25 protein-coding genes are annotated in these 24,301 nt (G+C 74.2%); 10 read left to right on the top strand and 15 right to left on the bottom strand.

What is annotated here, in order from left to right:
* Positions 1–28 precede the first annotated feature (28 nt).
* Positions 29–1,381 (top strand): FAD-dependent oxidoreductase, encoded by a 1,353-nt coding sequence (locus AC1UE5_RS13110; protein WP_482924008.1) that lies wholly within the window; start codon positions 29–31, stop codon positions 1,379–1,381.
* Here AC1UE5_RS13110 and AC1UE5_RS13105 read toward each other — a convergent pair.
* Positions 1,378–1,857 (bottom strand): SixA phosphatase family protein, encoded by a 480-nt coding sequence (locus AC1UE5_RS13105; protein ID WP_482924005.1) that lies wholly within the window; start codon positions 1,855–1,857, stop codon positions 1,378–1,380. The two genes, AC1UE5_RS13110 and AC1UE5_RS13105, sit on opposite strands and share 4 nt — an antisense overlap.
* Before the next feature lie 31 nt (positions 1,858–1,888).
* Positions 1,889–3,364, bottom strand: coding sequence for a hypothetical protein (locus tag AC1UE5_RS13100; protein ID WP_482924003.1), 1,476 nt, complete (start codon positions 3,362–3,364; stop codon positions 1,889–1,891).
* Between the two features lie 68 nt (positions 3,365–3,432).
* On the opposite strand from AC1UE5_RS13100, the gene AC1UE5_RS13095 reads away from it, so the two are divergent.
* The 3 genes from AC1UE5_RS13095 to AC1UE5_RS13085 are packed head-to-tail and all read left to right on the top strand — an operon-like array spanning position 3,433 to position 6,375.
* The gene (locus tag AC1UE5_RS13095; protein ID WP_482924000.1) at positions 3,433–4,686 is read left to right on the top strand and encodes an acyl-CoA dehydrogenase family protein; all 1,254 of its coding nucleotides are present in this window, start codon (positions 3,433–3,435) and stop codon (positions 4,684–4,686) included.
* Positions 4,686–5,765 carry a phosphotransferase family protein gene (locus tag AC1UE5_RS13090; protein WP_482923997.1) on the top strand — a complete coding sequence of 360 codons (1,080 nt, stop codon included), beginning with the start codon at positions 4,686–4,688 and terminating at the stop codon, positions 5,763–5,765. Before AC1UE5_RS13095 ends, AC1UE5_RS13090 begins: the two co-directional genes overlap by 1 nt.
* Complete coding sequence (locus AC1UE5_RS13085; protein WP_482923996.1) at positions 5,752–6,375, top strand: HAD family hydrolase; 624 nt, start codon at positions 5,752–5,754, stop codon at positions 6,373–6,375. Before AC1UE5_RS13090 ends, AC1UE5_RS13085 begins: the two co-directional genes overlap by 14 nt.
* Here the strand turns inward: AC1UE5_RS13085 and AC1UE5_RS13080 are convergent.
* On the bottom strand, positions 6,362–6,970 hold the full coding sequence (locus AC1UE5_RS13080; RefSeq protein ID WP_482923994.1) for a TetR/AcrR family transcriptional regulator: 609 nt from the start codon (positions 6,968–6,970) through the stop codon (positions 6,362–6,364). The two genes, AC1UE5_RS13085 and AC1UE5_RS13080, sit on opposite strands and share 14 nt — an antisense overlap.
* A 58-nt stretch (positions 6,971–7,028) precedes the next feature.
* Between AC1UE5_RS13080 and AC1UE5_RS13075 the strand changes: the two genes are divergently transcribed.
* On the top strand, positions 7,029–7,877 hold the full coding sequence (locus AC1UE5_RS13075; protein WP_482923992.1) for an alpha/beta fold hydrolase: 849 nt from the start codon (positions 7,029–7,031) through the stop codon (positions 7,875–7,877).
* A gap of 49 nt (positions 7,878–7,926) precedes the next feature.
* On the opposite strand, the gene AC1UE5_RS13070 is transcribed toward AC1UE5_RS13075, so the two are convergent.
* From AC1UE5_RS13070 to AC1UE5_RS13055, 4 genes are read right to left on the bottom strand one after another with little or no spacing between them, the layout of a single operon-like run.
* Positions 7,927–8,373, bottom strand: coding sequence for an OmpA family protein (locus AC1UE5_RS13070; RefSeq protein WP_482923989.1), 447 nt, complete (start codon positions 8,371–8,373; stop codon positions 7,927–7,929).
* Entirely contained in the window at positions 8,370–8,930 is a 561-nt protein-coding gene (locus tag AC1UE5_RS13065) for a hypothetical protein (RefSeq protein ID WP_482923986.1), read from the bottom strand. Before AC1UE5_RS13065 ends, AC1UE5_RS13070 begins: the two co-directional genes overlap by 4 nt.
* 39 nt (positions 8,931–8,969) lie before the next feature.
* Positions 8,970–9,125 (bottom strand): hypothetical protein, encoded by a 156-nt coding sequence (locus tag AC1UE5_RS13060; protein WP_482923983.1) that lies wholly within the window; start codon positions 9,123–9,125, stop codon positions 8,970–8,972.
* 4 nt (positions 9,126–9,129) lie between these two features.
* Positions 9,130–9,996, bottom strand: a complete 867-nt coding sequence (locus AC1UE5_RS13055) for a cytochrome c oxidase assembly protein (RefSeq protein ID WP_482923981.1) — start codon at positions 9,994–9,996, stop codon at positions 9,130–9,132.
* A gap of 22 nt (positions 9,997–10,018) precedes the next feature.
* Here AC1UE5_RS13055 and AC1UE5_RS13050 point away from each other — a divergent pair, with 22 nt between their 5' ends.
* The gene (locus AC1UE5_RS13050) at positions 10,019–10,726 is read left to right on the top strand and encodes a CpsB/CapC family capsule biosynthesis tyrosine phosphatase (RefSeq protein ID WP_482923977.1); all 708 of its coding nucleotides are present in this window, start codon (positions 10,019–10,021) and stop codon (positions 10,724–10,726) included.
* Positions 10,727–10,735: 9 nt separating this feature from the next.
* Entirely contained in the window at positions 10,736–11,185 is a 450-nt protein-coding gene (locus AC1UE5_RS13045) for a PaaI family thioesterase (RefSeq protein WP_482923975.1), read from the top strand.
* A gap of 15 nt (positions 11,186–11,200) precedes the next feature.
* Here AC1UE5_RS13045 and AC1UE5_RS13040 read toward each other — a convergent pair whose 3' ends face one another.
* From AC1UE5_RS13040 to AC1UE5_RS13025, 4 genes are all read right to left on the bottom strand, one after another.
* Positions 11,201–12,781, bottom strand: coding sequence for an aldehyde dehydrogenase family protein (locus AC1UE5_RS13040; RefSeq protein WP_482923973.1), 1,581 nt, complete (start codon positions 12,779–12,781; stop codon positions 11,201–11,203).
* 90 nt (positions 12,782–12,871) lie between these two features.
* On the bottom strand, positions 12,872–13,333 hold the full coding sequence (locus tag AC1UE5_RS13035) for a peptidylprolyl isomerase (RefSeq protein WP_482923971.1): 462 nt from the start codon (positions 13,331–13,333) through the stop codon (positions 12,872–12,874).
* Between the two features lie 16 nt (positions 13,334–13,349).
* Positions 13,350–14,393 (bottom strand): hypothetical protein, encoded by a 1,044-nt coding sequence (locus AC1UE5_RS13030; RefSeq protein ID WP_482923969.1) that lies wholly within the window; start codon positions 14,391–14,393, stop codon positions 13,350–13,352.
* Positions 14,394–14,453: 60 nt separating this feature from the next.
* Positions 14,454–15,860 carry a DEAD/DEAH box helicase gene (locus AC1UE5_RS13025; RefSeq protein ID WP_482923967.1) on the bottom strand — a complete coding sequence of 469 codons (1,407 nt, stop codon included), beginning with the start codon at positions 15,858–15,860 and terminating at the stop codon, positions 14,454–14,456.
* Between the two features lie 35 nt (positions 15,861–15,895).
* On the opposite strand from AC1UE5_RS13025, the gene AC1UE5_RS13020 reads away from it, so the two are divergent.
* From AC1UE5_RS13020 to AC1UE5_RS13010, 3 genes are all read left to right on the top strand, one after another.
* Positions 15,896–18,661: an AAA family ATPase gene (locus AC1UE5_RS13020; protein ID WP_482923965.1), complete on the top strand. Its 2,766-nt coding sequence runs from the start codon at positions 15,896–15,898 to the stop codon at positions 18,659–18,661.
* A gap of 52 nt (positions 18,662–18,713) precedes the next feature.
* Complete coding sequence (locus AC1UE5_RS13015; protein WP_482923963.1) at positions 18,714–19,274, top strand: hypothetical protein; 561 nt, start codon at positions 18,714–18,716, stop codon at positions 19,272–19,274.
* Positions 19,275–19,359: 85 nt separating this feature from the next.
* A complete protein-coding gene (locus AC1UE5_RS13010; RefSeq protein ID WP_482923961.1) occupies positions 19,360–19,833 on the top strand; it encodes a Fur family transcriptional regulator in 474 nt (157 codons plus the stop codon).
* Here AC1UE5_RS13010 and AC1UE5_RS13005 read toward each other — a convergent pair.
* The 4 genes from AC1UE5_RS13005 to AC1UE5_RS12990 all read right to left on the bottom strand — a co-directional run bounded on the left by AC1UE5_RS13005 (position 19,816) and on the right by AC1UE5_RS12990 (position 24,294).
* Positions 19,816–20,916: a tetratricopeptide repeat protein gene (locus AC1UE5_RS13005; RefSeq protein WP_482923958.1), complete on the bottom strand. Its 1,101-nt coding sequence runs from the start codon at positions 20,914–20,916 to the stop codon at positions 19,816–19,818. The genes AC1UE5_RS13010 and AC1UE5_RS13005 overlap by 18 nt on opposite strands.
* Before the next feature lie 79 nt (positions 20,917–20,995).
* Positions 20,996–22,447 carry a DUF4331 domain-containing protein gene (locus AC1UE5_RS13000; protein ID WP_482923956.1) on the bottom strand — a complete coding sequence of 484 codons (1,452 nt, stop codon included), beginning with the start codon at positions 22,445–22,447 and terminating at the stop codon, positions 20,996–20,998.
* 87 nt (positions 22,448–22,534) lie between these two features.
* A complete protein-coding gene (locus AC1UE5_RS12995) occupies positions 22,535–23,113 on the bottom strand; it encodes an RNA polymerase sigma factor (protein ID WP_482923954.1) in 579 nt (192 codons plus the stop codon).
* Positions 23,110–24,294 carry a GAF domain-containing sensor histidine kinase gene (locus AC1UE5_RS12990; protein WP_482923952.1) on the bottom strand — a complete coding sequence of 395 codons (1,185 nt, stop codon included), beginning with the start codon at positions 24,292–24,294 and terminating at the stop codon, positions 23,110–23,112. Before AC1UE5_RS12990 ends, AC1UE5_RS12995 begins: the two co-directional genes overlap by 4 nt.
* Between the last annotated feature and the right edge of the window lie 7 nt (positions 24,295–24,301).

Genomic DNA, 24,301 nt, shown 5'->3' with positions numbered 1-24,301 from the left:
CGCGTGCGGGGGTAGCCTCCCCGCGCAGATGGCGGAGCGACTGGCGATCATCGGCGGGGATGCCGCGGGCATGTCCGCGGCCAGTCAGGCCCGCCGCCGCTCACCGGAGCTCGAGATCGTCGCGTTCGAGCGCGGGCCGTACACGTCGTACTCGGCGTGCGGCATCCCGTACTTCCTCGGGCGCGACTTCCACGACGCGGACCGGCTGATCGTCCGCTCGCACGAGCAGCACCGCGAGCGCGGCATCGACGCGCGCGTCGGCCACGAGGTCGTCGCCATCGACCTCGACGCGCGCGAGCTGACCGTGGTGGTGGACGGCCGCGACGAGCGGCGCGAGCCGTTCGACCAGCTCGTCGTCGCCACCGGCGCCGAGGCGTTCGCGCCGCCCGTGCCCGGCGCCGACCTCGTGGAGCCCGCACGCACCGTGGACGCCGCCCAGCGCCTCGACGCGCGCCTTGGCGACGGTGGCCACGCGGTGGTCGTCGGCGCCGGCTACATCGGCATCGAGATGGCCGAGGCGCTCGTCAAGCGCGGCCTGACGGTGACGCTCGTCGAGGCCGCCGACCAGGTGATGGCGGGAACGCTCGACGCCGACATGGCCCGGCACGTGCAGGAGGGCGCCGAGCGGGAGGGCATCACCGTCCGCACCGGCACGCCGCTCGAGGCGGTCGAGGCGGGCGCGGACGGCAGGCCCGACGCGGTCGTGGTCGCGGGCGGCGAGCGGATCGCCGCCGATCAGGTCGTCGTCGCGACGGGCGTGAAGCCGGCGGTGCAGGTCGCGCGAGAGGCCGGGATGCTCGTGGGCGCGACCGGCGCGCTGATGGTCGACGAGCGCCAGCGCGTGCCCGGGTTCGACGGCGTGTACGCGGCCGGCGACTGCGTCGAGTCGTGGCACCGCGTGCTGCAGCGGCCGGTGAACGTCCAGCTCGGCACCCACGCCAACCGCCAGGGCCGCGTCGCCGGCGTCAACGCGACGGGCGGGAGCGCGCGGTTCCCCGGCGTGCTCGGCACCGCGGTGTCGCGCATCTGCTCGCGCGAGGTCGCGCGGACGGGGCTGAGCGAGCGCGAGGCGCGCGACGCGGGCCTCGACGTCGTGTGCGCGACGGTGGAGGCGACGACCCGTGCCCGGTACTTCCCGGGCAGCGGCCCGATCTGGGTCAAGCTCGTGGTGGAGCGGGGCACCCGGCGGCTGCTCGGCGGCCAGCTCGTCGGCACCGAGGGCGCGGCCAAGCGCGTGGACGTGCTCGCGACCGCGATCTGGGCGGAGATGACGATCGACGACGTGGACGGGCTCGACCTCGGCTACGCCCCGCCGGTCGCGCCGGTCTTCGACCCGATCCTCCAGGCCGCGGGCGCCGCCCTCCGCGCGCTCGACGGCTAGCCGGCGATCCGCTCGAGCTCGCGCGGGCGCAGGATCGAGACGAGCTCGCCGCCCGACGGGCCGGTGAGGCGCACGCCCGCGGCGCCGCCCTTCTTCATCTCGATGCGGCCACCGGTGAGGTCGTGGACCACCAGCTCGAAGTCCGGGTTGTGGCCGACGACGAGCACGCGGTGGTCCGGGCCGGCCGCGGCCATCAGCGCGAGCGCCTCGCGGACGTCGAACTCCGAGTGCAGCGGCTGGTGCACGACCGGCTCCCCCAGCCCGCCCGCCGCGCACGCGATCCGCGCGGTCTCGTCGGCGCGCAGCTTCGGGCTGGTGAACACGAACTGGAACGTCAGCTCGAGCGCGGCGAACGCCCGGCCGGCGGCCGCGGCCTGCGCGCGCCCGCGATCGGTGAGGGCGCGCCCGTCGTCACCGGCGGCCGCGTCGTGCGGCACGGCCTCGCCGTGCCGCAGGAGCCAGAGCTGCTGCGCCATCTGGGCGCGAGCGTACCCGCGTGCGCCCGCGCTATCCGCGCTTGATGGCGGTGACCGCGTCGTCCGCCACCTGCGGCAGCGCCGCGGCGCGCGGGTCGTCCCACCGCAGCTTGTACTGGCGGCCGGAGCGGAACGAGGTCGACGTCGTGAAGTAGCCGCGCGCGTCGGTCCGCACGCTCTTGAGCGGCTTGAAGTCGCCGGAGCTGCCGTTGCGGTACAGGATCGTCACGTCGGTCGCCGCCTTCGCGGGGCGCACGAGGCCCCACAGCGACACCTTCGACCCTTTGCGCAGCGCCGAGATCGTCAGCGGGAACGAGCTGAGGCTGGGCTTGTCGCCGCCGGTCGAGTAGCGGAGGCCCGACTCGAAGTTCTGGTACCGCCGGTTCGGCGTCGTGTTCTCGACGGGCGGGTCGTCGGTGAGCAGGTACTGCGAGAACGCCTTCACGCGCGGGTTGGCCCACGAGATCCGCTCGGCCATCGCGCGGTACTCCATCTGCTTCTGAATCGAGACGCCCGTGATGCGGTCGGGCGACGACTGGACGCCGTACTCAGTCAGCCACAGCGGCATCGACTTGCGCACCACCCCCGCCCGCGCGGCCTTGTCGAGCGCGCTCGTCAGCCGCGACAGCGTCCCGATCGTCACGTCGTCCTTCAGCGGCGACGCGAACCACGGGTTCTGGCCAGCGGTCGAGTACGGGTGCAGCGAGACACCGTCGATGTCGAGCCGCCCACAGCTGCCGACCTTCTTGTAGTCGCTGTCGAGGCAGAGGACCTGCCGGAGGAAGGCCAGCGGCGTGACGCGGGACTTCGCCGGGTCGCTGCCGGGGTTGTTGGAGCCACGCGGCAGCAGCTCGCCCAGCAGCTTGGCGTCGTCGCCGTTGCCGCTGCGGTCGAGCGCCTTCGTCCCGGCCTGGTAGAGCTGGCGGTACACACGCCCCGACGCCACGTTCCCGCTCTTGAACTGCGGGCGCAGGAAGTCCGGGTGGTTGGGCTCATTGCCGAACGCCCACGTGTCGACGTCGGCGCCGAACTTCTTCGCCACGGCCTCGGTGAACTGCCCGAAGAGCGACGCGTTGGGGTACGTCAGGAAGTCCTTCTTGTCCCGCATCGCCCACTTCGGGCCGGGCAGCGTCAGCGTCGGAAGGACCTCGATCCCCCGCTCCTTCGCCGCCGCGAACACGTCCGCGTACTGCCCCCACGAGTACGACGCGGGGTCGGCGAGGTCGACGCTGGGCCGCGTCGCGCTCTCCGGCTGCGGGGCCACGTCCTTCCAGTAGATGAGCAGGCGCATCTGCGTCACGCCCATCGCCTGCAGCTCGTCCAGCGCGTCCGCGCGTGTCGCCGGGTCCATCACGTCGCGGCGCGCGTCGAAGACGAGCTCCTGGGACTTGGAGGCGTGGGCGGCACCGGCCGGGAGGGCGGCGCAGAGCAGCAGGACGAGGGCGATGCAGCGGCGGATGGGAGGAGGCCTCCTACGAGGGGACGAGGGGAGGTGTGCGGCGGGCACACCCACGACCTGAGAACAAGGTAGAGGCAGGAAGGTTGCGCGGTTTCCCGGGTGTAGCGTTCCCGCCCGTGACCGTCCCGTCCGCGCCGGCCGCCGGCGCCATCGACTTCACGATCCCGCCCGAGCTGCGCGAGCTGCTCGACCGGATCCGGGTGTACGTCCACGAGGACGTGCTCCCGGCGGAGCAGGAGATCGAGGACCCGGAGGACGTGCTGGCCAGCTGGCACGTCGTCGACCGGTTGCGCGACCGCGCGCGCGAGCTGGGCATCTACACGCCGCACCTGCCCGAGGAGTGGGGCGGGCTGGGGATCGGCGTGCTCGGCATGGCGCTGATCTCGCAGGAGTGCGGCGTCAGCGGGCTCGCCTCGCTCGGGCTCAACGCGATGGCGCCCGACGAGGGCAACATGCACACGCTCCTCATCGCGGGCAACGAGGAACAGCTCGAGACGTACCTGCGGCCGCTCGCCGAGGGCCGTACGCGGTCGTGCTTCGCGATGACCGAGCCGGACGTGGCGTCGAGCGATCCCACCAACCTCGAGACCACCGCGGTCCGCGACGGCGACGAGTGGGTGCTCAACGGCCGCAAGTGGTGCATCACCGGCGCGATCGGCGCGGCCTTCGCGATCGTCGTCGCCAAGACTGGGACGGACGAGGCCGCCGGCCACCGCAACTACTCGCTCATCCTCGTCCCGACCGACACGCCCGGCTGGGAGGTCGAGCGCGAGCCGGCGTGGATGGGCTCCCACTCCCCCGGCGGCCACCCGGTCATCACGCTCACCGACGTCCGGGTGCCGGTGGGGAACCTGCTGGGCCGCGAGGGCGAGGGCTTCGTGATCGCGCAGAAGCGGCTCGCGGGCGGACGGTTGGCGCACGCGATGCGGTGGATCGGCGTGGCCCAGCGCGCGCTCGACCTGTCCGCCCAGCGGCTGCTGGAGCGCAAGGCGTTCGGCAAGGAGCTGGCGCGCCACCAGGGTCTGCAGTTCATGATCGCCGACTCGGCGATGGACCTCTACGCGTCCCGGCTCATGGTCCTCCACACGGCGTGGAAGGTGGAGAACGGCCTCCCGCACCGGCAGGAGGTCGCGATGACGAAGACCTTCGTGTCCGAGGCGTTCGGGCGGATCGCGGACCGCGCGGTGCAGATCCACGGCGCCGCGGGCATCGCGATGGACCTCCCGATCGCCCGGATCTACCAGGATGCGCGGGCCGCCCGGATCTACGACGGCGCGTCGGAGGTCCACCGCATGGTCATCGCGCGCGAGTGCTTCAAGCTCGCGCTGCAGGGCCAGTCGCTCACGCAGGCAACCGGAGACCTCACCTAGTGCACACCATCGCGCCCGACGACATCGTCCGGACCTTCGCCGAGGCGGAGGGCAACGAGCGGCCGCCGCTGCTGGTCACCGAGCCGCTGGAGGCGTTCCTCGACGAGCGCGGCCTGGGCTCGGGCCCGATCGAGGCGACGCCGGTCGGCGAGGGCCACTCGAACGTCACGTTCGTCATCACCCGCGGCGACTGGGAGGCCGTGATCCGGCGCCCGCCGCGGCCGCCGCTCCCGCCGTCGGCCCACGACGTCACGCGCGAGGCGCGCGTGCTGCAGGCGGTCGCCGGCGCGGCGCGCGTGCCGGCCGTGCTCGCCGCGTGCGCGGACGACAGCGTGATCGGCTCCCCCTTCTACGTGATGGAGAAGGTCGACGGCCACGTCGTGACGAGCGAGGTCCCGGCGGCGCTGGACAGCGTCGAGGACCGGCGCCGGATGGGCGAGTCGCTCGTCGACGCGCTCGTCGAGATCCACGCCGTCGACTGGGAGCAGGCCGGCCTGGAGGGCTTCGGCAAGCCGACCGGCTACCTCGAACGTCAGCTGCGCCGGTTCACCGGGCTCTGGGAGCACAACAAGACCCGCGACATCGACGCGGTCGAGCGCGTCGGCGGCTGGCTCGCGTCGAACCTGCCCGAGTCGCCCGCCGCCACGATCGTCCACGGCGATTACCGGCTCGGCAACGTGATGCTCGCGCCGGACTCGCCGGCGCGCGTGATCGCCGTGTTCGACTGGGAGATGGCGACGATCGGCGACCCGCTCGCCGACCTCGGCTACCTCTGCACGCTGTGGACCGACCGCGACGACCCGCCGCTCGGGATGTTCGAGCTGTCCGGCGTGACACGCGAGGAGGGCTTCCCGACGCGGGCCGAGCTGGTCGCGCGGTACGAGGAGCGCAGCGGCCGCTCGATGACCGACATCCGCTGGTACCAGACGCTGGCGCTGTGGAAGTCGATCGTCTTCATGGAGGGCAACTACAAGCGCGCGGTGAGCGGCACCACCGACGACCCGTTCCTCAAGTCGTTCGGCGAGGGCGTCGTCGAGCTGGCGCGACGCGCGGAGGAGCTGGCGTTTGCCGGGGCGTGAGGGGCTGCTCGTCGACTTCGGCGGCGTCCTGACCACCAACGTCTTCGCGAGCTTCACCGTGTTCTGCCGCGAGGAGGGCCTGCCGGACGACTTCGTTGCGCAGGCCTTCCGCTCGTCCCCGGAGCCCAAGCGGCTGCTCTTCGAGCTGGAGCTGGGCAAGCTCGACGCCCCGACGTTCGAGACCGAGTTCGCGCGCGCCATCGGGCTGTCGGAGGACCGCGCCGACGGACTTGCCGGCAGGCTGTTCGCAAACGCGGGCCCCGACGAGGCGATGATCGAGGCGGTCGCGGCGGCCAAGCGCGCGGGGGTGCGGACGGGGCTCATCTCGAACTCCTGGGGCGAGGCCCTCGTGTACGACCGCGACGACTTCCCGCGGCTGTTCGACGGCGTCGTGATCTCCCACGAGGTGGGGATGCGCAAGCCCGACCCGGCGATCTACGCGCTGGGTGCGGAGCGGATCGGACTGCCGCCGTCCTCCTGCGTCTTCGTCGACGACCTGGGCGGGAACCTGAAGCCGGCGCTGGAGCTGGGGATGGCGACCGTCAAGCACGTCAGCGCCGACGAGACGATCCCGCAGCTGGAGGAGCTCCTCGGCGTCAGCCTGCGCTGAGGAGGCCGTCGAGGATGTCGTGCACGACCGCCCGCACCTCGGTGAGGGCGGCGCCGGCGTTCTCGGCGGTCGCGACGTACATCGCGGCCTCGTCGATCGCGCCGATGACGACGTGCGCGAGCGGGCGGGTGGGCTGGCGCCTGAGCTGGCCCGCGCGCATCGCGGCGTCCAGCAGCGTCTCGGTGAGCCCGAGGCCATAGCGCTGGGTGAGGTCGCGGAACGCCTTCCAGCCGAGAACGACGGGGCCGTCGAGGAGCAGGATCTGGCGGACCTCCGGCTCCTGGCTGACCTCCAGCCAGCCGTCGGCCGCTGACCGCAGCGCGGTCGCGGGATCGCGCGCGCCCGCCGCCGCCACGCGCTCGGCCAGCTGCTGCATCGTGTCGACCTCGACCGCCTCCACAACGGCGGTGAACAGGTCGGCCTTGTCCGCGAACTGGTGGTACATCGCGCCGCGGGTGACGCCGGCCTCGCGCGCGATCTCGGGCGTGCCCACGGCCGCGTAGCCGCGCTCGGCCCACAGGCGCCGGGCCGCGGCGATGAGGGCTTCCTGGGTGGCGGCGGAGCGCTCCGCCTGCGTGCGTCGCTTGATTTCCATGCAGTCTGTCTGTAAATACGTACAGGCTGTACGCAAGTTCCGTCGAAGGGTGATCGCGATGCCGTCGGTGCAGCTTCAGCAGGGAACCATCCACTACGAGGAGGCCGGACCGGCGTCCGGGCGGCCCGTCGTGTTCGTCCATGGGTACCTCATGGGCGGCGACCAGTGGCGCGGCGTGGCGCAGCGCCTCGGCGCGCGCGGGCTGCGGTGCCTGGCGCCGACGTGGCCGCTGGGCGCGCACCGGGAGGCGCTCGGGCCGGCCGCCGACCTCACGCCGCGGGGCGTGGCGGCGTTGATCGCGGCGTTCCTCGACGCGCTGGAGCTCGAGGACGTCGTGCTCGTGGGCAACGACAGCGGCGGCGCGCTGTGCCAGGTGGTGGCGGTGGACCATGGCGAGCGCCTCGGCGCGCTGGTGCTGACGAACTGCGACGTGATGGAGAACATGCCGCCGAGCTTCTTCAAGCTCCTGCCGCCGCTCGCGCGCTTTCCGGTGGCGATGAAGGCGCTGGGCGCGACGATGCGGTTCGGGGCGATCCGGCGCTCGCCGCTGGGCTACGGCCTGCTCACCAGCCGCGGCGTCGACGACCTCGCGCGCGGGTGGGTGCGGCCGCTCGCCGAGGTGCGCGGGGTCTTCGAGGACACGCTCCGCTTCACGCGGGCGATCGACAACGAGCTGACGCTCGACACGGGGCGCCGGCTCGCGGGGTTCGACCGCCCGGTGCTGTTCGCATGGGGCGTCGACGACCGGCGGCTCTTCCCGCTGCGCGACGCGCACCGCCTCGCGGCGGTCATCCCGGACGCGCGGGTGGAGGCGATCCCGGGTGCGCGGACGCTGGTGATGATCGACCAGCCCGACCGCCTCGCGGAGGTGATCGCGGAGTTCGCGCTGGTGCCGGTCGCCGCGTGAGGGGGTGGTGCGCCTTTTCGACCTCTACGGTCGAAAAGGCGCATGACCCCTACCGGCGCGGGACGATCAGCTCGACCCGGCGGGAGGCGGGCGGCGCTTCGCCGCGCGCCCTGACGGTGACCGCGCCGCCGAGGACCCGCGCGACCGCCGCGGCTCGGCGGCGCGAGAGGCGGAGGTTGTAGGCGGCGGGCCCGCGCGCGTCGGTGTGCCCGACGACGGTGACCCGCCGCCCGTCCCGGTGCTCGCGCGCCCATCGCCGCAGCGCGCGCCGCCCCTTCGCGGTCACCCGCGCGGAGTCGAACGCGAACAGCACGTCCGCGGGCAGCGCGTACGTCGTCTCGGTGCGCGTCTGCGCGATCTCGATGCGCGTGAACTGCTCCCGCACGACCCCGCTCACCGGCTCGATCCGCGGCGTAAGCGGCACGATCGTCCCGGCGGCCGCCGCCGCGGTGGTGGGCACCGCGGCGAGGGCGACGACGGCGAGCGCGAGCCTCACTGCCCCAGCGGGACCGCGTCGAAGGACTGGAACTCCGGGACGTGGAGGGATACCTGCGTCACGTCCGCCGGCGGTGCGGGGAACTTCGCCGAGATGCCCGCGGTCTCGCCCGGGTCGATGTCGCCGATGTCCGTCGAGCACAGACACCCGCCGCCGGGGCTCTCGAGGGGGAAGTGCTCGCGGCCGTTGACCTCATCGACCAGCCTCAGCCCCTCCGCGGTGTCGTACTCGCCGTTCTCGCCCTCGAGATCCGGGTCGAAGAGGCTGTCGCTGTCGTTGACGAGCCGCAGCGTCGCCGTGACGACCTTCCCGACGCGCTGCAGCCGGAGGAGCTGCGCCGACATCCCGTCGTCGACGCCCTCCGCGACCGCGATGGGCGCGGCCTCTGGCGTGGTCGAGACCGTCTCGCCGGAGGCGAGGTCGACGATCTTCTCCTCCGCGGCCATCGGCTGGCCGGCGGCGGCGGTGGCCTCGCCCTTCTCCTGCTCCCCGCAGGCGGTGAAGGCGAACGACGTGGCGGCGAGCGCCGCGAGGGCGCTGATCTTGATGCTGGTCATGGCCGCCCGGAGGGACGGGCGGCCAGGAGTTCGCCCCAGCTAGTGGCGCTTGCCGCGGCCGCTCTGCAGCTGCTTGGTGAGCTGCTGGATCTGGCGCTTGGTCTTCGGGTCCTTGGCGGTGCGCATCGCCTGGTCGGCGAGGCGGCGGCCCTGCGGGGTGCGGGCGAACTTCATCAGCTTGGAGACGAGGCTCATGAGGTCAGTGTGGTGCCCGCTCCTCAACGGGGGCTAACCGGCGGCGCAGCTCCTCCCCGCGCCCGGCGGCGACCGCGCGGGCGGCGCGGGCCTCGTCGGCGCCGAGCTCGACCAGCGCCTGGCGCTCCTCCCCCTGCGCCATCCAGCGCAGGAACAGCCACCCGAAGAGCACGAGCGTCAGCAGCGAGCCCTCGATCATCATCAGCGACGCCGCCGCGGTCTGATCCTCGAGCCGGTCGGCGACGTCGTAGCCGTCGTACAGCGGGTGGCCGGTCCACAGCAGCACGTTGGCGAGCACCGTGCCCAGCAGGCGGACCCCGACGATGTACGCGACCTTCGCCCCGTTGCCGAACCACGCCGGCTGCGGGAGCGGCCCGAAGAGCGGCATCCAGATGCCGATGCCGGTCGCCACGAAGCACGCGTGCTGCACGGCGTGCACGGCCTCGGAGGACAGCGCGGCCTCGTGCAGCGCCGCGAGGTGCCAGACGACGAGGTTGGCCGACCACAGCACGAGCGCCACGACCGGGTGCCCCAGCGCGCGCACCCACCGCAGCCACCGCACGCGCAGGAGCGGCGCGAGCACCGGCCCGGTCAGCCCGAGCACGATCAGCAGCGCCGCCAGGTCCCCGAGCAGCAGGTGCTCGGCCATGTGCGCGACGAACCGCTCCCCCGCGAGGTGCCCCAGCACGACGAGCCCGAGCGTCGCCAGCAGCACACCGCCGCAGAAGCACCACTGCCGCCACGCGGGAACGGGCCGCCCGGCGCGCCGCAGCGTCGAGCAGCGCCGCGCGTACAGGCCCGCGGCGAGCGCCGGCCCGAGCAGCTGGACGGGCTCGACGACCGGCGTCAAGTGCGCAACAACCGGACCCACACGCGCACCCTAGCCTCGAGGTGTGCTCTCCGTCGACCTGCATTGCCATCTCCTGCCGGGCGTAGACGACGGCCCGGAGACCCTGGACCAGTCCATCGCCTACGCCCGTGCCGCCGTCGCCGCCGGCACGACCACCATCGTCGCCACCCCGCACGTCGAGCAGGTGGACGTGCGGACGCTGCCCGACCGCGTCCACGAGGTCCGCGCCGCGCTCGCGGACGAGGGCATCGCGCTCACCGTCGAGGTCGGCGGCGAGCTGAAGCCCGAGTCGATCCCGGTCCTCGACGCCGAGGAGCTCGAGATCATCGCCCACGGCCCGCCGGACGCTCGTTGGGTGCTCTACGAGGTGCCGTTCTCGGGCGTCTCGGACGACTTCCTGGACGGCGCCCGCGAGCTGCAGGCGCGTGGCTACGGCTTGCTCCTCGCCCATCCGGAGCGCAGCAAGGACGTGCTCGACGGCGGCCTGCCGAAGCTCACCGCGCTGCTCGACGGCGGCGCACGCTTCGAGGTCAACGTCGGCCCGCTCACCGGGCAGGAGAGCGAGGCGCGCACCGCGGCCGCCCGCCGGCTCGTCGCGGACGGCTTCGCGCACGTCGTCGCCACCGATGCGCACCCGCCGACGCGGCCCTACCTGCAGGCCGACGCGCGCGAGCTCGTCGCGGCGGGCGCGCTGACCGACGAGCCGGCGCGGCTGCTGCGGGAGGGGATCAGGGCGAGGCGCGCCGTGTAGAGTTGCGTCATGCAACCCAGTGCCTTGGCCGACATGAGCGGCCTGGAGGTCATGCGGGCCGTCGCGGCCGGCGAGCTCCCGCCCCCGCCGATCGCCCTCCTCATGGGCTTCGAGCCGATCGAGATCGAGGAGGGGCGGGTCGTCTTCGCCGGCCATCCGGCCCAGAAGCACTACAACCCGATCGGCAGCGTGCACGGCGGGTTCGCGGCGACCCTGCTCGACTCCGCGCTCGGCTGCGCGGTGCACACGACGCTGGCGCCGGGCGTGGGCTACACGACGCTCGACCTGGCGGTGAAGTACATCCGCGGGATGACCGCCGACACCGGCCGCGTCCTGTGCGAGGGAACCGTGATCAGCAGCGGACGGCGGGTGGCGACCGCGGAGGGCCACCTGACCCGCGAGTCCGACGGGAAGCTGCTGGCCCACGGCACGACCACCTGCGCGGTGTTCACGCCATGAGCCGTCGCGGCTGAGCTACGAGCGCTTGCCCCGCCCGTAGAGGACCTTCACGAGGCCCGCGATGAGCTTCGTGGTGCCCTTCTTGTACGGGAACATGTGGACGTCGCGCTTGGGCGCGAACCGCGTCACGAGCAGCGCCTGCTGCGCGCAGTACTTGCGGATGCCGGCGGCGCCGTGGCGCGAGCCCAGGCCCGACGCCTTCCAGCCGCCCATCGGCAGCTCGAGCGCGGTGTAGTTGATCATCGCGTCGTTGACGTCGACCGCGCCGGACTGCACGCGCCGCGCGACCGCCTCGCCCTTGGCGACGTCCTTCGTCCACACCGAGCCGGCCAGGCCGTACGGCGAGTCGTTCGCCAGCCGGATGGCCTCCTCGGCGTCGCGCACCTTCATGATCGGGAGCGTCGGGCCGAACGTCTCCTCGGTCATCGCCTTCATCGTGTGGTCGACGTCGACCAGCACCGTCGGCTCGAAGAAGTTGCCGCTCTTGCCCGGCTCGCCACGCTTGGCGTGGCCGCCGACGACGATCCGCGCGCCCTTCTCGCGGGCGTCGTTGACGTGGTCCTCGATGATGTCGATCTGCGGCGGCGAGGTGACGGCGCCGACGTCGACCGAGCCCGGCTCGCCCGGGACGCCCTGGCGCAGCGCGCGGGCCTTCTCGGTGACGCGCTTGACGAACTCGTCGTAGATCGGCTCCTCGACGTAGGCGCGCTCGACCGAGATGCAGGTCTGGCCGCCGTTCTGGAAGGAGTAGTAGACCGCCGCGTTGGCCGCGCGCTCCACGTCGGCGTCGGCGAGGACGATCATCGGGTCCTTGCCGCCGAGCTCCAGCGCGACGGGCGTCAGCGTCTGCGCCGCCCGCTCCATGACCTTCTTGCCGGTCGCCGTGGAGCCGGTGAACATGATCATGTCGGACTCGTCGATGAGCGCCTGCGCGGTCACGCCGCGGCCGGTCGCCACCTGGTAGACGCCCTCGGGGAGGCCGCACTCGCGCAGCATCTCCGCCATCAGCATCGAGGTCATCGGTGTGACCTCGGACGGCTTGAGGATCACCGAGTTGCCCGCGGCGAGCGCCGGGATGCAGTCGCCGAACGAGTTGGTCAGCGGGTAGTTCCACGGGCCGATGACGCCGATCAGCCCGAGCGGCTGGTAGCGGACGACGAGCTTGCGGCCCATGACGAAGGGCGACGCGGTCTTGATCTTCTCGTCCGCCAGGTACTTGCCGGCGTTCTTGGCCCAGAAGCCGAACGCGCCCGCGGCGTAGTTGTACTCGGCGGTGAGGGCGTCCTCGTACGTCTTGCCGGTCTCCGCCATGATCGTCTGGATCACGCGGTCGCGGTTGTCGACGATCCACTTCTGCGCGCGCTTGAGGACGCGGCCGCGGCCCTCGAAGCCCAGCGCGTTCCACCCCGGCTGCGCGGCGCGGCCCTTGCGCGCCAGCTCGGCGACCGCCTCGGCCGACAGCTCCGGGACGCGGCCGATCTCCTGCCCCGTCGCCGGGTTCTCCACCACGATGACGCCGTCGGACGAGCCCTTGGCAGTGCCAGAGACCTGGGACGGCTCGACTGTGTCCTCGACGCGTTCGGTGACGCCTGCCATGGGGTGATCCTCCTCGCCGGTTTGGCTGACCAGCCAGGAGCCTACCGGTCCGGGCGGGACAGCCCCACCCGGACCTGACACTGCGTCGAGCTAGGCCGCGACCTCGACGCCGGTCATGGCGATGTCGTTGACCGGGCGATCGCCGGGGCCTGTCTGCGTGCCCTCGATCTTGTCGACCGTGTCCATGCCCTCGGTGACCTTGCCGAACACGGTGTGCTTGCCGTCGAGCCACGGCGCCGCGTCGGTGGTGACGATGAAGAACTGCGACCCGTTCGTGTTCGGGCCGGCGTTGGCCATCGCGATCGCGCCGCGGACGACCTTGTGCTGGTTGAACTCGTCCTCGAACGTGTAGCCGGGGCCGCCGGAGCCGGTGCCCGTCGGGTCGCCGCCCTGGATCATGAAGTCCTTGATGACGCGGTGGAAGATCACCCCGTCGTAGAAGCCGTCGCTGGCGAGCTTCTTGAAGTTCGCGACCGTCTTGGGCGCGTCCTCGTCGTAGAGCTCGAGGGTGATCGGGCCCTCGGTGGTCTGGATGGTGGCGACGGACGGCATCGGGACGGAGGTTCTCCTACTGGTCGAACAGCTTGACTTCGGGGATGCGGACCTTCTTGTCCGCGGGCTGCACCGTGAACCACAGCAGCACGTGGCGGTACTTGCCGTCGAGCTTCAGCTCCTCGGTGAGGCCGGCGTCGCGGGCGTCGGTGACGTGCTCCCACCGGTCGTCGAGGACGTCCGGCGGCGGCTCGCTGGCGCGCGTGGCGTAGGTCTCGACCGTGAAGCCCGGCGTGTCGGTGGTCAGCTCGAGGTCCGTGAGCGACTGGGTCGCCTTGAGGCTGATGAGGAGCCCGACCTGGACCTTGCCGTCGTCGCCGACGGAGGCCTCCCACGCGGTCTCCTTGTCGCCGTCGATGGCGTCCGCGGGATCCGTGGGCTTCGCGCCGGTCTTCGTCGCCCGCTGGTACGGGTCGTACGCGCCGGCCGCGCTCTTGGGCAGGTCGAGCGCCACGCGCTCAGGCTCGGTCTCCGTCGTCTCGGTCGTCTCGGTCGTCTCGGTGCCGGTGTCGCCGTCGTCGGTGGAGCCGGTCGACCCGGTGGAGCCCGAGCCGGTGGAGGGCGTCGCCGGGGTGGCGGGCGTGACCGGGGTCGCGGGCGTGTCGGTGACGTCCGGGACGTCCGCGCTCTCGCTGTCGGGCGCGGGGATCTTCGGCGTCGTCTCGGTCGTCGGCGTCGTGGGCGTCGTCGGGACGATGACCTCGGTGCCCGTCGGCGCGGTCGCCGTGGGCGGCGGGACGGTGGGCGTCGTCGCCGGCGGGGCCTGCGCGATCGGCGTCTGCTCGGAGTCGCTGGAGAGCGCGGCGTAGGCGGCGGCCGCGGCGCCGCCCGCGAGGACGGTCGTCAGGCCCAGCACGGTGAGCGCCGCCCGCCAGCCGGGCCGCCCGCCCAGGCGCCCGGGCTGCGCGGCCCCGCACTCCAGGCACCAGTCCTGGTCGGCGGTGAGCGCGGCGCCGCAGGACGAGCAGGCCCGCGCCGGGGCCTCCGGCGTCACCTCGGCCTGCGCGACCTCGGGCTGCTGCTGTGCGGTGTCGGGCTGGGTCTGGGACTCGTCGGACATGCGCTGCGTAGCCAGGCTAGCCGAGGTTGGAACGCGCCTCGGCGGTGGGAGTTGCGCGGGCTACGCCCGCGCGGCTTCGGTCGCGACGCCCTGCTTGCCGAGCGCCTCGGCCACGCGGTCGAGCTCGTCGCCGGGCACCTCGAAGAGCGAGAAGCGCTGCAGCACGCGGACGTTGCGGACCGCCTCGCCGTCGAGCCCGGCGCCCTTGGTGACCTTGTGGACGATGTCCGCGACCTCGACGCCGTCGGCCAGGCCCGCGGCCGCGATCAGCGTGCGGAAGTCGCCGTCGGCGTCGGCCTTCGCGCGCGGCTTGCGGTGGCGCTTGGGCTTCTCCTCGATCTTCGCCGGGGCGACGTGCGCGCCCTCGATCCACGGGGAGATCGAGGTGCCGATGTGGTCCTCGATCGCCAGCAGCTCCTTCTTCTGGCGCGACTCGACGAACGTGATCGCGCGGCCGGAGCGGCCGATGCGGCCGGTGCGGCCGATGCGGTGCACGTAGACGTCGGGCGAGGTCGGGACGTCGAAGTTGACGACGTGGGTGACCGTCGAGATGTCGAGGCCGCGGGCCGCGACGTCGGTCGCCACCAGCAGCGGCACGCGGCCGCTCTTGAAGCCGAGCATCACGCCGTCGCGCGCGCCCTGCGACATGTCGCCGTGCAGCGCCTTGACGTTCATGCCCTTGTCGCGGAGCTTGCGGTAGAGCTGGTCGGTGCGGATCTTCGTGCGCGCGAAGACGATCGCCTGGTCGGGCTTCTCGGCCGCGAGGACCTCGACGAGCTTCTCGGCCTTGTCCTTCGATTCGACCGGGAGCTGGAACTGCTCCACCGAGTCGACGGTCAGCGTCTCCGCCTTGACCTTGATGTGCGCCGGGTCGTAGAGGTACCGGTCGGCCAGCGAGCGGATCGGCGGCGGCATCGTCGCGCTGAACAGCGCGGTCTGGCGCGAGTTCGGCGTCAGCGACAGGATCTTCTCGACGTCCTCGAGGAACCCGAGGTCGAGCATCTCGTCGGCCTCGTCGAGCACGACGAACCGGCACGAGCTGAGCATGAGCGAGTGCCGGCTGATGAGGTCGAGCACGCGCCCGACGGTGCCGACCACGACGTGCCCGCCGGCGCGCAGCTGCGCCTGCTGGGAGCGGATCGGCGCGCCGCCGAACGTCGCCACGACGTCGACGCCCTTGCGCTGGCCGTAGGCGCGCAGGGCCTGGGTGACCTGGATGCAGAGCTCACGCGTCGGCGTGAGCACGAGCGCCTGCACGTCGGAGTCGCTCGGATCGACGTACTCGATGATCGGGATGCCGAACGCAGCGGTCTTGCCCGAGCCCGTCTGCGCCTGGCCGATCATGTCCCGGCCCTCGAGCATCGGCGGGATCGCCTGCTCCTGGATGGGGCTGGGAGACTCGTAGCCGACGTCCTGCAGGGCCTCGAGCGTGCTCTCGGAGAGGCCGAGGTCCTTGAAACTGGTCACGGCAAGATCGTACGAGGCCGTACCCTTCACCGCTCGTGCTGGGACGAACCCGGGAGAGCAGCGAGCTCGAGGCCGTGCTGGAAGCGGCCCGCAGCGGACGTTCCGGCGCGCTCGTCGTCCACGGCGAGGCGGGGATCGGCAAGACCACGCTGCTGGGCGCCGCGATCGCCATGGCGGGCGACGACTTCCGCGTCCTGCGGGCGCGCGGCTACGAGTCCGAGTCGGACATCCCGTTCGCCGGTCTGCTCGACCTCCTGACGCCTCTCCTGGACCTGCTCGACCGCATCCCCGCGGCGCAGGCCCGCGCGCTGCGCGGCGCGATGGCGATCGAGGAGCCCTCGCCGCACGACCACTTCGCCGTGCCCGCCGCGGTGCTCAGCGTGCTCGGCGCCGCCGCGGACGAGCAGCCCGTGCTCGCCGTGGTCGACGACGCGCACTGGCTCGACGAGGCGACGCTGGAGGCGCTGCTCTTCGCGGCGCGGCGGATCGAGGCCGAGGGCGTCGTGCTGCTGATCGGCGCGCGCGACGGCGAAGGGCTGAAGGCCGAGGAGCTCGGGCTGCCGCGGCTGCGGATCGGCGGCCTGGAGGGCGACGCGGCCCGCGCGCTGCTGGAGCAGGCGGCCGGAGCCGAGCTGCTGCCGCAGGTCGCCGACGTGCTGCTCGACACCGCCGCGGGCAACCCGCTCGCGCTCGTGGAGATCCCCCACGCGCTGACGCCCGACCAGCTCGCCGGCCGCGACGCGCTGCCCGCGCCGCTGCCGGCCGGGTCGAGCATCGAGAGCGCGTTCCGCCGCCAGCTGGGCGCCCTGCCCGACGAGACGCGCCGCGCGCTGACCGTCGTCGCCGCGATGGTGACCGGCCGCGTCGACCTGCTCCACGCCGCGCTCGACCACCTCGGCGTCCCGCACGACGCGCTCGCGCCCGCGGAGGCCGCCGACGTCGTCCGCTTCGCCGACGCGCGCGTGGACGTCCGCCATCCGCTGCTGCGCTCGACGATCTACCACGCCGCCGGCGCGCCGGACCGCCGCGCGGCGCACGAGGCGCTCGCCGCCGTGGCACCGGACCCGCGCGTGCGCGCGTGGCACCTGGCGATCGCCGCCGTGGCGCCCGACGAGTCCGTCGCGTCCGCGCTGGAGGAGGCCGGCGTCGACGCGCGCGAGCGCGGGGGCAACTCGGCCGCCGCCGCCGCGTTCGAGCGCGCCGCCGAGCTGTCGACCGACGAGGAGGCGCGCGCCCGCCGCCTGCTCGAGGCCGCCCGCGACCTGACGATGGCTGGCGGGGCCGACCGCGCGCTGAAGCTGCTCGACGAGGCCGTCCGGCTCACCGACGACCCGCTCCTGCAGGCGGACGTGCGCCGCGCCCGCGGGCACGTCGAGCTGCGCCGCGGCGCCCCGCGGATCGCGTACGAGCTGCTCGACGGCGAGGCGCGCCGCATCCAGGACGAGGACCCGCAGCGCGCCGCCCAGACGCTGATCGAGGCGAGCGTCGCGCACATGATGACCGGCGACATGCCGGCGCTGGAGGAGTCCGCGATGCGCGCCTGCGCGCTGGCGGGCGGCGGCGTCGACCCGGGCGTCGAGGCGATCGCGTCGCTGCTCATCGGCGAGGCGCAGATCGCGCTCGGGCGCACCGCGGACGGCGACCGGCTGCTCGACGCGATCGTCCCGCTCGTCCTCCCCGGCGACGTGCTCAGCGGGCTGCCGGAGATCATCGGGATGGCCGGCCACTGCTCGATCTGGGTCGAGCGATGGGATCGCGCGGAGCTCGTCCTCAACCGCATCGTCGAGGCCGCCCGCGACGCCGCGGCGCTCGGCCTTATCATCTACCCCCTGGCCGCGCGCTCCCACCTGGAGCTCCGCCGCGGCCGCTGGCAGGCGGCGCTCGCCGACGCGGGCGAGGCGGCCGAGCTCGCGCGCCAGACCGGGCAGATCGGCCTGCTGTGCCACGCGCTGGCGGCGCTGGCCGAGGTCGAGGCGGGGCTGGGCCGCAGCGAGGACGCGCAGGCCCACGGCCGCGAGTCGCTGGAGCTGACGCGCGCGCTGGGCTCGGACGCGATCCGGATCTACTCGCTGAACGCGCTGGCGTTCGACGACCTCATCACCGGCAGGGTGGAGCGCGCGATCGAGCTGCTCGACGAGGCGCAGCTCGTCGCCGACCGCCTGCACCAGGAGGAGCCGGGCCTGGTCCAGTGGCCGCCGACCCACGTCGAGGCGCTCGTGCGCGCGGGCGAGACCGAACGGGCGCAGGCCGCGCTCGACCGCTTCGCCGCCAAGGCCGAGACGACGCAGCGCGCATGGGCGCTCGCCGCCGCCGCGCGGTGCCGCGGGCTGCTCGCGCAGGACGACTTCCAGCAACACTTCGAGGAGGCGCTCGAGCACCACGAGCGCGACGGGCAGCCGTTCGAGCGCGCCCGCACGCACCTCGCGTACGCCGAGCGCCTGCGCCGCGTCCGGGCCCGGGCCGATGCGCGGCCGCACCTCAACGCCGCGCTGGAGGTCTTCGACCGGCTCGGGGCCAAGCCGTGGTCGGCCCGCGCGCGCGCCGAGATGGCGGCCACCGGCGGCCCGTCTGGCCCGCGCGACCAGGCGGCGAGCGCCGACGAGCTGACGCCGTCGGAGCTGAAGATCGCGCTGCTGGTGGCGCAGGGGATGACCAACCGCGAGGTGGCGGCGTCGCTGTTCCTCAGCCCGAAGACCGTCGAGCACCACCTCAGCCACGTGTACCGCAAGCTCGACGTCCGGTCGCGGACGCAGCTCGCGCGCCTCTTCGCCGAAGAGCGCCCCACCGTCGGCGTCGCCTGACCCGCCCGCGCGCCTTCACGCGCGCCGTCTGCGGGGGTAGGCTCGCCCAGCCGTGGCTGACTTCGCCGAGACGGTCGAGCCGGCGGTCGCCAGCGGGGCGTGCCGGCACCTCGCGGTCCTCGTGAACCGGCCCGAGGAGGTGCCCGCGGTGCTCGCCGCCTTCTACGCGCTCGGCGCGCGGCGCGACGGGTGGCTCGTCCACCGCGCGATGCCGCACCGGCAGGCGGAGGAGCGGGCGGCGCTGGAGGCGGCGGGGCTCGACCTCGCGCGGCTGGAGCCCGACGGGCGCCTGATCGTCCACGAGATCGACCTGTCGCAGCCGCCGGAGGCGTACGGCAGCGAGCTGGAGGCGCCGCTGGCCGCCGCGCTCGACCGCGGCCTGGAGGCCATGTGGTACGCGCGGTTCGCGGTCGGGACGGACCTGCTGCCGCTCGACGCGGTGCTGGAGTACGACCGCCACTACGAGGCGCGCTTCGCGTCGTCGCCGGTGGTCACCCTCTGCCCGTTCGTCGTCGGGGACGCGGCGGATCTCGCGGCCATCGCGGAGGTCCACGACGGCATCGCGGTGCTGGAGCCCGGCGGCGAGACGGTGCTCCATCGTCCGAACGGGTGATCCTCCCGGCTGCACCTGATCCGCAGGTGCGAGCGGTTCGCACTTGCGGGCGTCGGTTCCCCCCACCTCTGCCCAGGAGGCTGCCGTGCCCACGCAAGACGCCGCCCTCGCCCACGCGCCGACGCCCATGAGCCTCGCCGCAGCGGTCAACACGCTCCGCGCGCGCGGGATGCGGGTGTCCACCCCGCGCCGTCTGGTGCTGGAGGCGCTCTACGGCGCCGACCGGCCGCTCCCGGCGGCCGCGCTCGCGGACGGCCTCGGCGGCCGGTTCCCGCGTGCGGACCTCGGGTCCGTGTACCGCAACCTGGACACGCTCGAGCAGGCCGGGCTCGTCCGCCGCGTCGAGCTGGGCCGCGCGCCCGCCCGCTACGCCCCGGCGACCGACCGCGAGTACGCCGCGTGCGAGCGGTGCGGCGAGCTCACGCCGCTCGATCCGGCGCTGCTCGACGCGGCGCGCGCGGCGATCCGCGCGGCGTGCGGGCACGTCGCGCGGTTCTCCCGCGTTCCGGTCAGCGGCCTGTGCGCCGGCTGCGCCGCGGGCTCAGCGCCCGCGCGGTGACGCGGCGGCCAGCGCCCGGCGGGCCTGCGCCGTCTGCCACGGGCCGAGGGCGTCGGCCCGCGCGATCGCCGCGCGCAGCCACCGCCGCGCGAGCGGCCGGTCGCCCACGGCGAGCGCCGCCTGGCCGGCGTGGTGGAGCGCCGACGGCTCGCGCCACCCGCCCGCCAGCGCGCGGCGCGCCCACCGCAGCGCCTCCTCGCCCCGGCCCGCCGCGGCCAGCGCCGCCGCCAGCGCATCGGCCGCCCGGACGGTCGGCGCCTCGCGCCAGCCCGCGCGGGCGAGCGCGACCGCCGCACCGGCGTCCCCATGCTCGGCCTCGAACAGCCCGACCTCGGAGGCGATCCTGTACCCGGCGTCCCGCTCCCGGCGCTGCGAGGCACGCACGCGGCCGAACGTCCGGGCGGCGTCGGCCTGCCGGCCGGCGGCGAGCTCGGTCTCGCCGAGCTCGATCAGGGTCTCGGTCAGCGGCTGGCGCGCGTCCGCCGCGCGGAGCTCGGCGATCGCGCGGTCGTACCGGCCGGCCGCGGCGTCGAGGCGGGCCAGGCCGACACGGGCCGCGGCGTGGCCGGGCACCGCCGCCAGCGCCTCGCCGTACGCGCGGCGCGCCGCCGCACGCCGTCGGCGGCGCAGCTCGACGTCGCCGAGCAGGACGGTCACGGCGGCACCCTGCCGGCGCGCGCCCGCACCGGCGCCGACGGCGAGCCGCATCGCGTCTGCCGCGCCGTCGAGGTCGCCGCGCAGCTCGCGCAGGTACGAGGCCCGCGCGTACCCGGCGAGCGTCGGCTTCGCGTCGATCATCCGCTGCAGCTCGGCCGCGGCCTGATCCAGTCGTCCCAGCTCGACGAGCGAGTCGACGATCACCGGGACCGCGGCGTCCGACCGGGGATCGGCCTTCTGCGCCGCCCGCGCGTGGCGGAGCGCCGCGTGGAAGCGGTGCCGCTTCGCCTCCTGCGTCGCACGCTGCAGCGAGGACGGGGCGGCCTTCGCCGCGGACGGCGGCGGGTCGGAGGCGCGGCCCACGAGGACCGCGAGCGCGGCGGCCACCAGCGGGACCGCCACGAGGAAGGGGAGAAGACGGGTCATGAGCGCGGGGAGGTCGAGGCGGCCGGCGACCGGCGTGGGGCAGAAGCGCCCCCGCGCCGGCCACCGGCCACCAGGTGGATCACTGCGGCGGCTGCGGCACCGGCGCGTGCGCCGGCTCCGTCCGCTTGAGGGCCGAGTCGAACCCGGAGTCCGTCGCGACGACGTACGGGAAGCTGGCCGAGAACGGCTTGTCGTTCTGGTCCACCCCGTCGCCGAGCGGCACGTTCTTCGCCGGGTTCAGCAGCGCGCCCGCGATGACGCGCAGCTCGATGTCGACGACGTCGTCCGCCAGCCGCCGCCCGTTCGGGAACCCGGCCACGTCACCGGCCAGCACGCCGAAGCGGTTCGGCGTCTCCGCGGGCGGCACGCCGAGGTTGAGCTTCAGCGTGTCCGCCGGGGCCGGCTTCGTCCCGATCTGCGTCAGCCCGGGCACCCCGGTCAGCAGCGCCTGGACGATGTCCGTGCGGTCCGTCTCCTTGACGCCCAGGTCGAACAGCGCGTTGAGGATCCGCGCCGGCTCGGGGTTGAGCGCGTACTTGCCGAAGTTCGCCAGGTCGTCCTTGGGCGACGTCCGGTTGAACTTGTCCTTCTGCCCGAGCGGGATCACGACCTCGTTGATGAGCGGGTTGCCGAGCCGCGAGACCTGGACCCACTCGTCGTCGTGGCCCTTGCCGCCCTTGCCGCCGCCGTGCACCGCGATCCGCTTGCGCTCGGTGGACGCCCACACGCCGACCACGGCGTTGCCGGCCTTCGCCGAGCCGACGGCCTTGCCGTCGCGCGTCACGTGCTCCTCCGGCACCTGCAGCACGAACGAGTGCGTCCCGTAGCCGGCGAGGTCGTCCTTGCCGCCGCCCTGGTTGCCCAGGCCGATCGCGGGCCGCCCCGGCTTGTCGATGTTGATCCCGTCGAAGATCGACCCGAGGTCGACGAAGAACGGGTCGTCGCGGGGGCCGACGAACGCCTTGCCGCCGCCGTTGACGGACTTCACCGCACCGGCCGCCACGGCCGCGTAGTCGGGGAACGTCTTCGGCCCGGAGTTGTCGGGCGCGACCGGCAGGTCGTTCGCGATCCGCCGGCTCGTCCGCAGCTTCCCGCCCGCGTAGGTCTCGCGGTACAGGTCGTACGTCTGGACGAAGTTGAGGTTCGGGTCGTTGATCGACCGGACCGGCGGCACCGCCGCGAGGAACGACTCGGGGTTGCGGAACCGGTTCTTGAACTGCCACCGGTACGCGACGTCCTCGGCGCCGTCGCCGGTGTTGTCGATCTTGACGTAGTACCGCGCCTGCGGATCGAGCTTGCCGAAGTTCGGGCCGCCGGCCGGATCCTCCAGCGGGATCCAGTTGGCGACCACGGTCAGCGCGCCCGGCGCGTCCTTCGCGGTGAACGCGTAGACGTCGGTGTCGTCGGCGGCCGGGTCGAGCATCGAGCCCGGCGCCTCGCGGTGGCTGGAGCCCAGCCCGGGGCCGGCCGCCAGCGCGCCCGCAGCGGCCGCGACGACGACCGCCCCGCCGATGAGGGGCCTGAGGTGCATGTCTCGCTCCTTGTCGTGATGGACCATGCACCTCCCTCTGCGCACGACCGCCGCGAGCGGTTCCGTAAGGTTCGTTGCGAGGAGTTCTCACGTAGGACACGGCGCCGGGAGCGCCTGCCCGAGCCGCTCCAGCGCCCGCCGCATCCGGCCCTTCACGGTGCCGAGCGGGAGACCGAGCGCCGCGGCGATCTCGCGCTGCGTGAGGCCCGCGTAGTAGGCGAGCGCGACGACCTCGGCCTGCTCGCGCGGGAGCAGGCGCACCGCGCCGCGCACGTCGGCGGCCTCGGCGGAGCGCAGCGCGTCGGCGTCGGTCGCGCCGTCGGCCGGCGCCTCCTCGGGGACGGTCGCTCCGGTGTGCCGCGAGCGCACCGCCGCCCGCCGCAGCGCGTCCATCGCCCTGTGGTGGACGAGCGTCAGCAGGAGCGTGCGCACGCTCGCCCGCGCCGGGTCGTACTCGGCCACGCCTCGCCACAGCGCGAGGAACGCCTCCTGCACGACGTCGTCGGCCAGCTCGGGCCCGCACAGCCGCCGCGCGTACCCGTGCGCGACCCGCGCGTGGCGGTCGTACAGCTCGGCGAACGCGTCCGGCTGCCCGCCGCCCGCCCGCCGGGCCAGCGCCGCATCGTCGAGCCGCGCGACGGCCCGCCCGCGCCGTCCCGCCCTCACGGCGCCGGCTCCAGGGGCACGACCAGCGCGACGCGCGTGCCGCGTCCCGGCGCGCTGTCCAGGACGACGCCCGCGCCCGCGTCGCGCGCCCGGTCGCGCATGATCGACAGGCCGAAGTGCCGCTCGGCGCGGCCCGCGGCGGCCTCGGGGTCGAACCCGCGCCCGTCGTCGTCGACGACGAGCTCCAGCCACCGCTCCCCCGCCGCGAGCCGCACGTCGACCGCGGTCGCTGCCGCGTGCCGGTGCGCGTTGGCGAGCGCCTCGGTGAGCACGCGCTCGACCACCGCCGCGGCGGGCGGCGGGACGTCGGGGAGCTGCGCGGCGACGTGCGCGCGCACCGGCAGGCCGAGCGCGGCGAACCGCCCGCAGGTCTGCTCGACGGCCGCCCGCAGGCCCTCCACGGGCGGCTCGCTCGACAGGTCGGCGAGCCGCGCGCGCACGAGCGCGAGCGCCTCCTCCAGCGCCCCGCGCAGCCGCGCCCGGCTGGCGTCGGCGACCTCACGGCGCGGGCCGGAGTCGAGCAGCGCCAGCTCCCGCACGCCGAGCGCGAGGTCCTGCGCGAGCCCGTCATGGAGCTGCGCCGCGAGCCGCAGCCGCTCCTGATCGATCGCCGCCCGCTGGAGCTGGCCGCGCAGCTGCGCCGTGGCGATGCCTGCCGCGAGCTGCCCGCTCACGAGCGACAGGACCGTGGCGGTCGTCGCGTCGAGCCGCAGCGGCTCGGCGCGTGCGGCCATCGCCACGCCGGCCAGCCGCCCACCGGCGACCAGTGGCAGCACGAGCCAGCACGCGGGCGGCGGGTCGAACGGGTTGTCCAGCAGCCACGAGCCCTCTTCCCCGAACACGAGCGGGAAGCCGCTGGCGATCGCGAGGCGCCACGCGGCCGGGTCGAGCTCCAGCTCGCATGCGGTGCCGCGCCGCTCCTGCGGCGTGGGGGACTGCACGAACCGCCGCAGCACGCGCCCGTCCTCGGGCACGTAGAGCACGGCGGTGTCGAGCGCGAACGCCTCGCGCAGCTCGCCCAGCGCGTGCTCGGCCACGTCGGCCAGCTCGCCCGTCCCGGTCAGCGCCCGGGCGACGCGGGCCAGCGCGGCCAGGCCGGTCGACACCTCGGGCGCGAGCTGCCCGATGAGCCCCGTCGGCGCGCACGCCTGCCCTTGCGCCTGGCGGTCGATCCCGGTCATGCTCGGC

It is taken from the genome of Parviterribacter multiflagellatus (assembly GCF_056863265.1).
Note: the sequence above shows the minus strand (reverse complement) of the source record. Positions and strands in the feature narration are given on the sequence as shown.